The organism is Micromonospora sp. WMMA1998 (assembly GCF_027497375.1).
Classification (GTDB): Bacteria; Actinomycetota; Actinomycetes; order Mycobacteriales; family Micromonosporaceae; genus Micromonospora; species Micromonospora sediminicola.
Genome location: NZ_CP114911.1, coordinates 2946821 through 2960636, shown reverse-complemented (window position 1 = coordinate 2960636; position 13816 = coordinate 2946821). Strand labels below are relative to the sequence as shown.

The following is a 13816-nucleotide window of genomic DNA, read 5'->3' as shown; positions in this document are numbered from 1 at the left end:
GACCACCGACGAAAGGACCGAGGCGACATGAAGCCCAACATCCACCCGGAGTACGTGACCACCGAGGTCCGGTGCTCCTGCGGCAACACGTTCACGACCCGCAGCACCGCCAAGGGCGGCGCCATCAGCGTCGAGACCTGCAGCGCCTGCCACCCGTTCTACACCGGTAAGCAGCGCGTGCTGGACACCGCCGGTCGGGTCGCGAAGTTCCAGCAGAAGTACGCCAAGGTTCAGGCCAAGAAGGCCAAGTAGCTCCGTCGACGACGCCCGTGTCCGGCTCCGTGCCGGGCACGGGCGTTCGTCCGTTTTCCGCCCGGCGTCTTCCGAAGGAGCATCCGCAGCATGAGCAGTGAGCGCCTGGCCGCCCTCCTCGACGAGTACGCCGAGCTGGAGAAGCGGCTCGCCGACCCGGCCATCCACACCGACCAGGGCGCCGCCCGGCGGGTCGGCCGCCGGTACGCCGAACTGGTGCCGCTGCACAAGGCGGCCGGCGAGCTGGAGCAGGCCCGGGCCGACCTGGCCGCGGCCCGTGAGCTGGCCGCCGAGGACGCGACGTTCGCCGCCGAGGCGGAGACCATCGCGGCCTCGCTGCCGGCGCTGGAGGAGCGGCTGGCGGAGCTGCTCATCCCGCGCGACCCGCACGACGCCAAGGACGTGATCGTCGAGATCAAGGCCGGCGAGGGCGGCGAGGAGTCCGCGCTGTTCGCCGGCGACCTGCTGCGGATGTACACCCGCTACGCCGAGCGGCGCGGCTGGGTCACCGAGGTGATCGACGCCCAGGACTCCGACCTGGGCGGCGTCAAGGACGTCTCGCTGGCGATCAAGACCAAGGGCGTGCCGGACGGCGGCAACGGCGTCTGGTCCCGGCTCAAGTGGGAGGGCGGCGTGCACCGGGTGCAGCGGGTCCCGGTCACCGAGTCGCAGGGCCGGATCCACACCAGCGCCGCCGGTGTGCTGGTGCTGCCCGAGGCGGAGGACGTCGACGTCACCATCGACCCGAACGAGCTGCGGATCGACGTGTTCCGCTCGTCCGGCCCCGGTGGCCAGTCGGTCAACACCACCGACTCGGCGGTCCGGATCACCCACGTGCCGACCGGCATCGTGGTGTCCTGCCAGAACGAGAAGTCACAGCTGCAGAACCGGGAGCAGGCCATGCGGATCCTGCGCGCCCGGCTGCTCGCCGCGGCCCAGGAGCAGGCCGACGCGGCGGCCTCCGACGCGCGCAAGGCGCAGGTCCGCACCGTGGACCGGTCGGAGCGGATCCGCACCTACAACTTCCCGCAGAACCGGATCACCGACCACCGGATCGGCTACACCGCGTACAACCTCGACCTGGCGTTGGCCGGCGAGTTGGACGGGGTGCTCGACGCGCTGGCCGAGGCGGACCGCGCGGCCCGGCTGGCCGGCGAGACCGAGCTGTCCCGCCGCTGACCGCCGGGGTGTTAAGCGGGGGCCCCTCCTCTACCGGAGGCGTTAACAGGGGGCCCTTCCTTACCGCTCAGCTCGCGCGGAGCCGGTCCTTGGCGCGCAGCATCGCCCGGTCGGCCAGCTCGAACGCGGTGCCGAGCGCCTCCCGGACGCTGACCGTGGTGCTGCCGTCGACCTCGGCGAAGCCGATCGTCACGCCGACCGGGGTGCCGGGGACCAGCGACTCCCAGTCCTCGGTGCGGACGGCCGCCTCGATCCGCCGCGCCACCTCCACCGCCTCCGTCATGCCGGTGTCCGGGAGCACCACGACGAACTCGTCCCCGCCGTAGCGGGAGACGAAGTCGCCCCGCCGCATCACCCGGTTGATCACGCCGGCGATCCGTTGCAGCACCAGGTCGCCGGAGTGGTGGCCGTGCCGGGTGTTGACCGCCTTGAACCCGTCGAGGTCGCACACGCCGATCACCACCCGCTCGCCCCGGGACACCACCGCGCCGAGGTAGCGCTCCAACCGCCGCCGGTTGGGCAGGCCGGTGAGCGGGTCGGTGAGCGCCTCTCCCTCGTACCGGGCCGCCTCGCGGCGCATCTCCTCGTGGTCGATCCGGGCGGCGATGCCGTCGATGTAGACGTCCCGCAGGCGGTCGCTGCGCCGCGCGGCCAGCCGGAACGCGTGCCGGTCGGCCCGGTGCGCGCCGGCGTGGTCGCCGGCCCGGGCCAGCGCGACGCTGCGCAGCCGGGGCGCCTCGGCCGCGCCCAGCGTCTCGTCGGAGACCCGCAGCGCGTCCAGCCGGGTGACCGCCTCGATCGGCCGGCCGGCGGCGACCGCCAGGCAGACCTGGCCGAGCTGGCGCAGGTCGCGGGCGCGGGCGCTGTCCCCGCCGTGACCGAGCAGCCGGTTCGGGTCGGCGTCCCCGGCCGACTCCACCCGGTCGCCGAGCGCGGCCCGCCGGGCGGCGGCGTAGCCGTAGGCGGCGAGGCTGCTGGGGCGCAGGTTGCCGGCCCGCCCGCCGCGCAGGAACCGGGCCAGGTCGCCGGCCACGTCGCGGAGCACCCGCAGACAGCCGTCGCTGTCGCCGTTGTGGTCCAGGGCCACCGCGTTGCGCAGCCGGATCCCCGGGGCGGCGAACGTCTCCTCCGGGATGCCAGCGCTCAGCCCGACCTCGCGGGCCCGCTCGATCGCGCCGAGGGCGTGGCCGTGGAAGCTGAGGTACGAGTACGCCATCGCCAGGTCGTGCCAGCCCCAGGCGGTGTCCCGGTCCGGCGTGTCGTCGGCGCCCAGCGCCCGGGCGGCCCGGACCAGGTGCATGACGCACCGGTCGAGCGCGCCCTGGTGGTGGGCGGCGAGCGCGGCGAGCGCGTTGAGGTGCCCGTGCAGGTAGGGCTCGGCGAGGTCCCGCACGGCGGCGGAGGCGTCCTCGATGGCCCGGGTGAACTCGGCCGTCCGACCGAGATTGATCAGCGCGGAGAGGCGTTGCACCAGCGCGTCGGCGCGCGCGTACGGGTCGTCGGTGGTGCGGATCACCCGGTCGAGCAGGACGCAGGCCTCCGCCGAGCGGCTGACCTCCTGCAACGCCCGGGCACGTCGGAGGGCGTCAACCTGGTCCTCGACCTGGTCGAGCCAGCCCACTCGCGACCTCCCTGCCGTGTGCGCCCGGACGCACCCGCTCGTGAGGTGACCCGCGACGCTTCATGATTATTGCGTGAGCACACTCCCGCAACACCCGTCCGAAGGGACAGAACGCGAACGGGCCTCCCTGGTGGTGGCCCGGGTCGCCCGGGCGCTGGCCGCGGCCGGGGTGGAGGCGCCCCGCGCGGAGGCCGAGCAGTTGGCCGCGTACGTGCTGGCGGTGCCGCGTGGCCGGCTGGCGCTGGCCGACGGGTTCGGGCCGGCCCAGCGCGACCGCCTGGACGCGCTGGTCGCCCGGCGGGTGGCCCGGGAGCCGTTGCAGCACCTGCTCGGCGCGGCCGGGTTCCGGCACCTGGAGTTGGCGGTCGGCCCGGGGGTGTTCGTGCCCCGGCCGGAGACCGAACTGCTCGCCGGTTGGGGGATCGACCGCGCCCGCCGGATCGCCGCGCCGCTCGTGGTCGACCTGTGCAGCGGCTCCGGCGCGATCGCCCTCGCGCTGGCGCAGGAGGTGCCGTCGGCCCGGGTGGTGGCGGTGGAACGGTCCCCGGCCGCGCTGGCCTGGCTGCGCCGTAACGCCGCCGCCCGCGCCGGGGCGGGGGACCGGCCGGTCGAGGTGGTGGTCGCCGACGTCACCGACCCGGAGCTGCTGGCCGACCTGGCGGGCCGGGTCGACGTGCTGCTCTGCAACCCGCCGTACGTGCCCCGGTCGGTGGTGGTGCCGCCGGAGGTGGCCGGTCACGACCCGGACGAGGCGGTGTTCGGCGGCGCGGACGGGCTGGACGTGATCCGCCCGGTGGTGGCCCGCGCCGCGACGCTGCTGCGACCGGGTGGCGCGATCGGCGTCGAGCACGACGACACGCACGCCGCGGCGGTGCCGGCGCTGCTCGCCGGCGACGGCCGCTACGAGCGCGTGGCGGAGCACCGGGACCTGGCCGGGCGGCCCCGCTGGGCGACGGCGTCCCGCCGGGCGGACGGCCGACACGCCGACCCCGGCGCGGCGTGGCAGACTGACTCCTCGTGATGCTCTACGACTGTCGGTCGCCCGCCGACCGGGACCGCGGCATCGCCGCTGCCATCGAGGCGGTCAAGAACGGGGAACTGGTCGTCCTGCCGACCGACACGGTCTACGGGATCGGGGCGGACGCCTTCACCCCGTACGCGGTGAAGGCCCTGGCGGACACCAAGGGCGGCGCCCGGCAGGCGCCGCCGGTGCTGATCGGCTCCCGGCACACGCTCGACGGCCTGGTGTTCTCGCTGCCGCAGGCGGCCCGTGACCTGGTCGAGGCGTTCTGGCCGGGTGCGCTGACGATCGTGGTGGAGCACTCGCCGAGCCTGGCCTGGGACCTGGGCGACACCAGCGGCACGGTGGCGGTGCGGATGCCGCTGCACCCGGTCGCGCTGGAGGTGCTGCGGGAGACCGGGCCGATGGCGGTGGCCTCGGCCAACAAGATCGGCCAGCCCGCCGCGCTCACCGCGGAGGAGGCGCGCGACCAGCTCGGCTACGGCGTGCGGGCCTATCTGGAGGCCGGGCCGGCGGTGGATCCGGTGCCGAGCACCATCGTCGACCTCACCGGCGAGGTGCCGCGGGTGCTGCGGCAGGGCGCGGTGACGCTGGCGAAGCTGCGCGACGTGGTGCCGGACATGCGCGACGAGCGGGGGGTCTGAGTGCCGCCCTTCACCGTCCTGCACGTCTGCATGGGCAACATCTGCCGTTCCCCGATGGCCGAGCGGCTGCTGCTGCTCGCGGTCCGGGAGCGGCTGGGCCGGCTCGACGTCGACCCGGCCGGTTCGGACGCGCTGGTGCACAGCCACAGCGCCGGCACCGGTGGCTGGCACGCGGGCGAGGAGATGAACCCGCCCGCCGCCCGGCAGGTGACCGCGCGCGGCGGTGACGTGGCCGGGTTCGCCGCGCGCCGGCTCCGCTCGGACCTCATCGACGCCGCCGACCTGGTGCTCACCGCCACCGCCGACCAGCAGGAGTACGTGGTGGCGCTGCGTCCGGACGCCGCCGGGCGCACGTTCGTGCTGGGCGAGTTCGGCCGGCTGCTCGGCGGCCTCGACCGGTCCGCCCTGCTGCCCGCCGAGCCGACCCCGGACGCCGTGCACGCCCGTGGGGTAGCGCTGGTGGCGGCGGTCGACGCGCTGCGCCGGGGCGCGTCGGCGTTGGCCACCGACGACCTGGACGACCCGTGGGGTCGGGGCGACCAGTGCTTCAGCCGGGTGGCCGACGAGATCGAGGAGACGGTCCAGCCGCTGGCCGCCGCGCTGCTGCCCTGACGTTCATCCTTTCTCGCGAACTTCCTGCGCATTTCGCCGAAGATGGCGGTGAAAGCGGCGATTCCGGTCATTCTTGACGGGTCCGTACGGCCGGCTCCTGCGGGGAGAGCTGATGAACCGGGCCCATCTCGACAAGCTGTTCACCGTTCTGCTCGCCGGCGTGCTCGCCGGGCTGGCCCTGGCCGCTGCGGCGCTGCCGGCCGCGCTGGTCCTCGGGTTGGGCGTGAAGAACCTGATGCCGTACACCGCGCTGCCGGAGGCGCTCGAGGCGCCGCAGCCGGCGCAGCGGTCCAACCTCTACGCCAACGACGGCCAGACGCTGATCACCTCGTTCTATGTCGAGGACCGGGTGGACGTGCCGGTCGGCGAGGTGGCGCCGGTGATGCGGGACGCCATCGTGGCCGCCGAGGACGTGCGCTTCTACGAGCACCACGGCGTCGACGTGCGCGGCGTGGTGCGGGCGTTCACGGCCAACCGCCGGGAGGGCACCCGGCAGGGCGCCTCCACGCTGACCATGCAGTACGTGCGCAACGCGCTGGCCGGTGACCCCCGGCTGACCGAGGAGCAGCGGGCCGCGGCCACCGAGATCACCGTCGGCCGCAAGATCCGCGAGATGCGGTACGCGCTGACGCTGGAACGGCAGGTCGGCAAGGACGAGATCCTCGGGCGGTACCTGAACATCGCATACTTCGGCGCGGGCGCGTACGGCATCGCCGCCGCCAGCAAGCGCTACTTCTCCACCACCCCGGACCGGCTCACGCTGGCCCAGGCCGCGCTGCTCGCCGGGCTGGTCCGCTCGCCGGCGAGCGACGACCCGATCAACGGTGACGCCGACGCGGCGGTGGCCCGCCGGGCGTACGTGCTGGACCGGATGGTGGAGACCGGCCGGGTGAGCGCGGCGGACGCCGCCGCGGCGAAGGCGACGGAGCTGGCCCTCGACCCGAAGAGCACCCCGAACGACTGCGCCGCCGTGCCGGCCGGGCACAACGACTGGGGGTTCTTCTGCGACTGGTTCACCCAGTGGTGGAACGCCCAGCCGGCGTTCGGCAAGACCGTGGACGAGCGCCAGCGCACGCTGCGCCGGGGCGGCTGGTCGATCGTGTCCTCGCTCGACCCGGACGTGCAGGGCAAGACCACCGAGCAGGTACGCGCGATCTACCCGGACACGATCCAGCGCGCCGCGCCCACCGCGGTGGTGCAGCCGGGCACCGGGCGGGTCCTCGCCATGGCGGTCAACCGCACCTACGGCGTGGCCGCGAACCCGGCCGGGCAGCAGAACTACCCGAACACGGTCAACCAGCTGGTGGCCGGCGGCGGTGGCATCACCGGCTACCAGGCCGGCTCGACGTTCAAGCTGTTCGCGCTGCTGGCCGCGCTGGAGTCCGGGCTGCCGCTGGACACCGAGTTCGACGCCCCCCGGGTCTACGTCACGAAGTACCCGATCGACGGCGGGCCGGCCAGCTGCGGCGGCCGGTGGTGCCCGGAGAACGCCAACACCTACTGGATGGACGGCGACCGGGACATGTGGGACGCGTTCGGTCGCTCGGTGAACACCTACTTCGCCTGGCTGACCGAGCGGGTCGGCGCGGACCGGGTGGTCGAGATGGCCGAGCGGCTGGGCATCGTGTTCCGCGCCCCCGAGGACGCGCGGATGGCCCGCGACGGGGCGAAGAACTGGGGGCCGTTCACGCTCGGCGTCTCCGCCACCACGCCGCTGGACCTGGCCAACGCGTACGCCACGGTGGCCGCCGAGGGCACCTGGTGCCGGCCCACCCCGGTCACCTCCATCACCGACGCCTCCGGCCGCAAGGTGGCCGCCGGGAACACCGACTGCCGGCAGGTGCTGGACACCGAGGTGGCCCGCGCGGCCGCCGACGCCAGCCGTTGCCCGGTCGGCGACCAGTCGATGTACCGCAAGTGCGACGGCGGCACGGCCGAGGAACTGGCCCCCGGCCTGCGCCGCCCGCTCGCCGGCAAGACCGGCAGTTCGGAGCGGAACGCCACCGAGACGGTCGTCGCGTTCACCCCGCAGCTCTCCGTGGCGACCATCGCCGCCAACCCGGACGACCCTCGGGACGCGGTCGGTGGCGGCGTGCAGAAGCGGCAGATCGCCGCCGTCGGCCGCATCCTCGCCTGGGCCCTGCGCGACCAGCCGGTCGAGGACTTCGTCCCCCCGGGCCAGCCCGTCGCGTTCGACCACACCAGCCCCCGCACCGGCAACTGACCCCGCTGCGCGGCCCACCCCCACCCCGCCGATCTTGCACTTGCGGCCCGGACGAAAGCGGCACAGGCCGCGAAAGTCGGGCCGCAAGTGCAAGATCGCGCGGGCTCACGCGGGGTTCTGCTCGGCGCCTCGGGCTATGTTGCGGGCCATGCCGCCGAAGACGACGGCGTGGAACGGGGCGACCGAGGCCCAATAGAGGTGGCCGGGGAGGCCGTGCGGGAGGAAGACCGCGCGCTGGACGTAGCGGCTGCGGCCCTCGCCGGTCGGCTCGGCGCGCATCTCCAGCCAGGCCCGGCCGGGCAGCCGCATCTCGGCCCGCAGCCGCAGCAGCTCACCCGGGACGATCTCCTCGACCCGCCAGAAGTCCAGCGCCTCGCCGACCTGGAGCCGGTGCGGGTCGCGCCGGCCGCGGCGCAGCCCGACGCCGCCGACCAGCCGGTCCAGCCAGCCCCGCACCGACCAGGCCAGCGGGAACGAGTACCAGCCGTGCTCGCCGCCCACGCCCTCGATGACCCGCCACAGCGCCGCCGGCGGTGCCTCCACGGCCCGTTCCCGCAGGTCGGTGTAGGCGGTGCCACCGGACCAGTGTGGATCCGACGGCAACGGCTCGGCCGGCGCGTCCGGCCCGCTCGCGGTCGACCAGCGCGTCTCCACCTGCGCGTCGCGCACCTTCGCCAGCGCCAGCGCGACCGCCTGGTCGAAGCCGGTCAGCCCCTCCGGCGGGTCCGGCACGTAGCGGGCGATGTCGTGCTCGTGCGCCACCGCCTCGTGGATGAGGCTCTCCACCAGCGGCCGGGCGATCGCGTTCGGCACCGGGGTGATCAGGCCGACCCAGTGCGAGGAGAGCGACGGGGTGAGCGGCCGTACCGGCAGGATGATCCGCCGCCGCAGCCCGGCCACCCGGGCGTAGCGCTGCATCATCTGCGCGAACGTCAGCACGTCCGGGCCGCCGATGTCGAAGCCCCGGTTCACGTCCGGCGGCAGGGAGGCGCAGCCGACCAGGTAACGCAGCACGTCCCGGACCGCGATCGGCTGGATCCGGTTGCGCACCCAGCGCGGGGTGACCATCGCCGGCAGCCGCTCGGTCAGGTGGCGCAGCATCTCGAACGACGCCGAGCCAGACCCGATGATCACCGCGGCGCGCAGCACCGCGGTCGGCACACCGCTGTCCAGCAGGATCCGGCCGACCTCCGCCCGGGACCGCAGGTGCGCCGAGGGCAGCGCCTCCCGTTCCGCCGGCTCCGGCCCGCCCAGGTAGACGATCCGGCGTACGCCCGCGGCGCGCGCCGCCTCGGCGAAGTTCGTCGCCGCCTCCCGGTCGGCCGACTCGAAGCCGCGCTGCCCCAACGAGTGGACCAGGTAGTACGCCACCTCCACGCCCTCGAACGCGGCCGGCAGCGTCTCCGGCCGGCTCAGGTCGCCCTCGACGATCTCCGACTCGGCCGCCCAGGGCACGTCGCGCAGCCGCCCCGCCTTGCGGGCCAGGCAGCGTACGGTGTGTCCCTCGGCCAGCAGCCGGGGCGCCAGGCGCCCGCCGATGTAGCCGGTCGCACCGGTGACGAGGCATCTCACGGCATCCAGTGTGCGGCTCCGTAGACTCCTTCGCTGTGGAGAACGCGAGGGACACCTTCTGGGGACCGGACTTCCAGCAGCTCAGCACCGTCGACCCGGAGATCGCCGAGGTGGTGCTGGGAGAGCTGGACCGGCTGCGTGGCGGCCTGCAACTGATCGCCAGCGAGAACCTCACCTCGCCGGCGGTGCTGGCCGCGCTCGGCTCCACGCTGACCAACAAGTACGCCGAGGGCTACCCGGGCCGGCGCTACTACGGCGGCTGCGCCGAGGTGGACCGCGCCGAGGAGTTGGCAATCGCCCGGGCCAAGGAGCTGTTCGGCGCCGAGCACGCCAACCTCCAGCCGCACTCCGGGGCGAGCGCCAACCTGGCCGCGTACGCCGCCCTGGTGCAGCCGGGCGACACGGTGCTGGCGATGGACCTGCCGCACGGCGGCCACCTGACCCACGGCAGCCGGGTGAACTTCTCCGGCAAGTGGTTCCACCCGGTCGGCTACCCGGTCCGGCCGGACACCGAGACGATCGACTACGACGAGGTGCGCGACCTGGCCCGGGCGCACCGGCCGAAGCTGATCATCTGCGGCGCGACCGCGTACCCCCGCCTGATCGACTTCGCCCGCTTCCGGGAGATCGCCGACGAGGTCGACGCGTACCTGATGGTGGACGCCGCCCACTTCATCGGCCTGGTGGCCGGCGGCGCGATCCCGTCGCCGGTGCCGCACGCCGACGTGGTCACCGCGACCACCCACAAGGTGCTGCGCGGCCCGCGCGGCGGCATGATCCTGTGCCGGGAGTCGCTCGCCGCGCGGATCGACAAGGCGGTCTTCCCGTTCACCCAGGGCGGCCCGCTGATGCACGCGGTCGCCGCCAAGGCGGTCGCGCTGCGCGAGGCCGCGCAGCCGGAGTTCCGCACGTACGCCGCCCAGGTGGTCGGCAACGCCCGCGCGCTGGCCGACGGGCTGGCCGCCGAGGGCCTGCGCCCGGTCTCCGGCGGCACCGACACCCACCTGGCCCTGCTAGACCTGCGGGACGCCGGTGTGACCGGCGCCCAGGCCGAGGCGCGCTGCGACGCCGCCGGCATCACGCTCAACAAGAACGCGATCCCGTACGACCCGCAGTCGCCGATGGTCGCCTCGGGCATCCGGGTGGGCACGCCGAGCGTCACCACCCAGGGCATGCGCGATCCGGAGATGCGCCGGATCGCGGCGTTGGTCGGCCGGGCGGTGCGGACGGATCCGGAGTCTCCCGGGGGCGCCGACGAGCTGGCCCGGATCGCCGCCGACGTGACCGAGCTGGTCACCGCGTTCCCGGCGTACCCCCGTGGCTGAGCCGGGGACGCGCGCGGCGGAGGCGGCCGCGGACCGGGGCTGGCGACTGCGTCACCTGCCCGTGCTGCTGGCCGCGGTGGCGGTCGTGGCCGCGGTGGCGGCGGTGGCCGGCGGGGTGTGGCGCGGTGCGGACGGCGCGCTCGGCGCGGCGGCCGGGGTGGCCGTCACGGCGGCCAGCTACACGCTGACCACCGTCGTGCTGGCCTGGGCGGACGCCCGGGACCCGCAGCTCGTGCTGCCGTTCGGGCTGGGCCTCTACGTGGCCAAGATGACCGCGCTGGGCGGGGTGATGGTGCTTGTCGCCTCGACCGGCTGGCCGGGGCTGATCCCGTTCTGCGTCGGCGTCGCGGCGGGTGTCGTGGTCTGGACCGGAGTGCACATCTGGTGGTTGGCCACCGTCCACGCGCGACGGCACGCGCGCTGACTCGTCCCACCCTTCGGGCGACGCGCCGGTGTGTCCGCGATCGGTCATTCTCTCAGTGGCGGGGGAGGAGTACGGTGCCTCCAGACGACTTCGCCCGCCCGTGTCCCACACAACCAGGTTGTGCGGGGGGTGAGGCACAACCTCTTCTGCTCGACTGATATCGTTCGCCCCGTCATGGCCGGTGACCAGAAACCCCCCAACGCTGGCGGCTCGGGCGATGTTCCGTCCGGTGCCGGTCAGGGTTGGACCGCGCTCTCATACCTCATCGGGGGCATGCTCGTCTGGGGTTTCATCGGCTGGCTGGTCGACCGTTGGCTCGATACCGGCGGCATCGCCACCGGCATCGGGGTCGTGCTCGGCATGGCCGGGGGCATCATCCTGGTCGTCCGCCGGCTGGGCACGCCTACTTAGGAAGGGACGCGGTGTTCGGACAGGCGAACGTCCTGGCTCAGGGCCAGGCGGAATTCCCACCGAGCGTGGGGGACTTCTACCTGCCCAGCATCCTGCCCTGGGGTGCGGAGAACTCGTACTGGTTCACCAAGATCACGGCGATGGTGTGGGTCGCCGTCGGTATCTTGATCATCTTCTTCCTGGTCAGCTACCGGAACCCGCAGCTCGTTCCCACCAAGAAGCAGTGGTTCGCCGAGTCCATCTACGGCTTCGTGCGCAACAACATCGCGGTGGACATGATCGGGCACGCGGGGGTGCGGTTCGCGCCGTACTTCACCACGCTCTTCTGCTTCATCCTGCTGACGAACTTCTTCGCGATCGTGCCGTTCTTCCAGATCTCGCCGAACTCGCACATCGCCTTCCCGGCCTTCCTCGCCGTGATCAGCTACGTGATGTTCAACTACGTCGGCATCCGGCACCACGGCTTCGTGAAGTACTTCAAGAACTCTCTGGTTCCGCCGGCGCCCTGGTTCATCCTGCCGCTGCTGATCCCGATCGAGCTCTTCTCGACCTTCATCGTCCGGCCGTTCTCGCTCGCCGTTCGTCTCTTCGCGAACATGTTCGCCGGCCACATGCTCCTGCTGGTCTTCACGCTCGGCGGGTTCGCCATGATCAGCGCCAACGCCTGGCTGGCACCGGTCTCGGTGCTGTCCTGGACGATGACGATCGCGCTGACCTTCCTCGAGTTCCTGGTGATCTGTCTGCAGGCGTACGTCTTCACGGTGCTGACCGCCAGCTACGTGCAGGGCGCCCTCGCCGACGAGCACTGATCCGATCTTCCGCACCAACCGTTGTCGTCCCGCGTGAGAGTCACGCGTGATAACCAGGAGGAACCAACCAATGGACATCTACGCCGCGGTAGAGGGCAGCACCGCCGCCATCGGCTACGGTCTCGCGGCCATCGGCCCGGGCATCGGCGTTGGCCTGGTCTTCTCGGCCTACATCCAGTCGACCGCCCGCCAGCCGGAGTCGTCCCGGATGACCCTTCCCTACGTCTGGATCGGCTTCGCCGTCATCGAGGCGCTTGCGCTGCTGGGCATCGCGTTCGGCTTCATCTGGCAGGGCCAGCTCTAATCCAGCCCCCCTTCGACCGGGAGGTCTTCCATGTTCTTCCTCGCCGCTGAGGGTGGTGAGACGACCCACAACCCGATCATTCCCGTCTGGGAGGAGATCGTGGTCGGGCTGGTCGCCTTCGGTGTCCTCTGCTTCGTGCTGATGAAGTTCGTCTTCCCGCGCATGGAGCAGACGTTCCAGGCCCGGGTCGACGCGATCGAGGGTGGCATCAAGCGCGCCGAGGCCGCGCAGGCCGAGGCGAACCAGTTGCTCGAGCAGTACCGGGCGCAGCTCGCGGAGGCGCGTACCGACGCCGCCAAGATCCGCGACGACGCCCGGGCCGACGCCGAGGGCATCCGTCAGGACATCCTCGCCAAGGCGCGCGAGGAGTCCGACCGGGTCATCGCGGCCGGCAAGGAGCAGCTCCAGGCCGAGCGGGCCACCATCGTGCGCGAGCTGCGCACCGAGATGGGCACCATCGCGGTGGACCTGGCCAGCAAGATCGTCGGTGAGTCGCTGGCCGACGAGGCGCGTCGCAAGGGCACCGTGGACCGGTTCCTGAACGGTCTCGAGAGCACGGGGGCCCGCTGATGCAGGCCGCCAGCCGGGAGTCGTACTCCGCCGGGGTCGAGCGCCTCGACGCGTACGTCCGCGGCGCGGAGCCGTCGGCGGTGGCCACCACCGCCGACGACATCCTCTCCGTCGCCGCCCTGCTGCGGCGCGAGCCGCGGCTGCGCCGGGCGCTGTCCGACCCGGCCCGCTCCGGCGAGGACCGTGGCGCGCTGCTCACCGGGATCCTGAACGGCAAGGTCGGCGCGGAGGCGCTCGATCTGGTCGCCTCGCTGGTCTCCGGCCGCTGGTCGGCCCCGTCCGAGCTGCTCGACGGCGTCGAGCGCCTCGGCGTGGAGGCGCTCCTGGCGAGCGCCGACTCCGCCGGCGAACTGGGCGAGGTCGAGGACGAGCTGTTCCGCTTCGGGCAGGTCGTCTCCGGCTCCACCGAGCTGTCCAACGCGCTCTCCGACCCGATGGCCCCGGCCGAGCGGCGGGCCGGCCTGACCGGCCAGCTGCTCGACGGCAAGGCCCGTCCGGTCACCGTCCGCCTCGTCGAGGCCGCGCTGGCAGGCTTCGGGGGACGCTCCTTCATCGGGGCGCTCACCCGGCTGGTCGAGCTGGCCGCCGACCGGCGGGACCGGCAGGTCGCGTACGTGACCGTGGCGGCCCCGCTGACCGACGAGGAGGAGCGACGCCTCGGTGCCCGCCTGACCGAGATGTACGGTCGGGAGGTGTCCGTCAAGCAGACGGTCGACCCCGACGTGCTCGGCGGGGTGCGCGTACGGGTCGGCTCCGACCTGTACGACGGCACCGTCCTGCGCCGCCTCAACGAGACCCGCAACGCGCTCGCGAAGCGCTGATCAGCGTCTTAGCAGCCCTGATTCGAC

General features: G+C 73.3%; 14 protein-coding genes and 1 pseudogene. 13 read left to right on the top strand and 2 right to left on the bottom strand.

Going from position 1 to position 13816, the window contains the following annotated elements; all coding sequences use genetic code 11:
- The first annotated feature begins 27 nt into the window (after nucleotides 1-27).
- Nucleotides 28-252 (top strand): 50S ribosomal protein L31, encoded by a 225-nt coding sequence (rpmE, locus tag O7600_RS13190; RefSeq protein ID WP_013288272.1) that lies wholly within the window; start codon nucleotides 28-30, stop codon nucleotides 250-252.
- Between the two features lie 90 nt (nucleotides 253-342).
- Nucleotides 343-1431, top strand: a complete 1089-nt coding sequence (gene prfA, locus O7600_RS13185) for a peptide chain release factor 1 (protein ID WP_281593852.1) — start codon at nucleotides 343-345, stop codon at nucleotides 1429-1431.
- A gap of 67 nt (nucleotides 1432-1498) precedes the next feature.
- Here prfA and O7600_RS13180 read toward each other — a convergent pair whose 3' ends face one another.
- A complete protein-coding gene (locus tag O7600_RS13180; RefSeq protein ID WP_281593851.1) occupies nucleotides 1499-3052 on the bottom strand; it encodes a GGDEF domain-containing protein in 1554 nt (517 codons plus the stop codon).
- Between the two features lie 73 nt (nucleotides 3053-3125).
- Here O7600_RS13180 and prmC point away from each other — a divergent pair, with 73 nt between their 5' ends.
- From prmC to O7600_RS13160, 4 genes and pseudogenes are all read left to right on the top strand, one after another.
- A complete protein-coding gene (gene prmC, locus O7600_RS13175; RefSeq protein WP_281593850.1) occupies nucleotides 3126-4073 on the top strand; it encodes a peptide chain release factor N(5)-glutamine methyltransferase in 948 nt (315 codons plus the stop codon).
- A pseudogene (locus O7600_RS13170) lies at nucleotides 4064-4717 on the top strand (L-threonylcarbamoyladenylate synthase); the annotation flags it as partial. The gene prmC and the pseudogene O7600_RS13170, both read left to right, overlap by 10 nt.
- Nucleotides 4718-5329, top strand: coding sequence for a phosphotyrosine protein phosphatase (locus O7600_RS13165; RefSeq protein WP_281593849.1), 612 nt, complete (start codon nucleotides 4718-4720; stop codon nucleotides 5327-5329).
- 112 nt (nucleotides 5330-5441) lie between these two features.
- Entirely contained in the window at nucleotides 5442-7553 is a 2112-nt protein-coding gene (locus O7600_RS13160; RefSeq protein ID WP_281593848.1) for a transglycosylase domain-containing protein, read from the top strand.
- Between the two features lie 105 nt (nucleotides 7554-7658).
- Here the strand turns inward: O7600_RS13160 and O7600_RS13155 are convergent, their stop codons facing one another.
- Nucleotides 7659-9125 (bottom strand): SDR family oxidoreductase, encoded by a 1467-nt coding sequence (locus tag O7600_RS13155; RefSeq protein ID WP_281593847.1) that lies wholly within the window; start codon nucleotides 9123-9125, stop codon nucleotides 7659-7661.
- 35 nt (nucleotides 9126-9160) lie between these two features.
- Here O7600_RS13155 and glyA point away from each other — a divergent pair, with 35 nt between their 5' ends.
- From glyA to O7600_RS13120, 7 genes are all read left to right on the top strand, one after another.
- Nucleotides 9161-10450, top strand: coding sequence for a serine hydroxymethyltransferase (gene glyA, locus O7600_RS13150; RefSeq protein ID WP_281593846.1), 1290 nt, complete (start codon nucleotides 9161-9163; stop codon nucleotides 10448-10450).
- Entirely contained in the window at nucleotides 10443-10874 is a 432-nt protein-coding gene (locus O7600_RS13145; RefSeq protein WP_281593845.1) for a hypothetical protein, read from the top strand. Before glyA ends, O7600_RS13145 begins: the two co-directional genes overlap by 8 nt.
- Before the next feature lie 174 nt (nucleotides 10875-11048).
- Nucleotides 11049-11285, top strand: a complete 237-nt coding sequence (locus tag O7600_RS13140; protein ID WP_089154997.1) for an AtpZ/AtpI family protein — start codon at nucleotides 11049-11051, stop codon at nucleotides 11283-11285.
- A gap of 11 nt (nucleotides 11286-11296) precedes the next feature.
- Entirely contained in the window at nucleotides 11297-12094 is a 798-nt protein-coding gene (atpB, locus tag O7600_RS13135) for a F0F1 ATP synthase subunit A (protein WP_091571229.1), read from the top strand.
- Nucleotides 12095-12164: 70 nt separating this feature from the next.
- A complete protein-coding gene (locus O7600_RS13130; protein WP_091571232.1) occupies nucleotides 12165-12398 on the top strand; it encodes an ATP synthase F0 subunit C in 234 nt (77 codons plus the stop codon).
- 30 nt (nucleotides 12399-12428) lie between these two features.
- Nucleotides 12429-12968, top strand: coding sequence for a F0F1 ATP synthase subunit B (locus tag O7600_RS13125; protein ID WP_281593844.1), 540 nt, complete (start codon nucleotides 12429-12431; stop codon nucleotides 12966-12968).
- The gene (locus O7600_RS13120; RefSeq protein ID WP_281593843.1) at nucleotides 12968-13789 is read left to right on the top strand and encodes a F0F1 ATP synthase subunit delta; all 822 of its coding nucleotides are present in this window, start codon (nucleotides 12968-12970) and stop codon (nucleotides 13787-13789) included. The genes O7600_RS13125 and O7600_RS13120 overlap by 1 nt, the downstream gene beginning before the upstream one ends.
- Nucleotides 13790-13816: the final 27 nt, after the last annotated feature.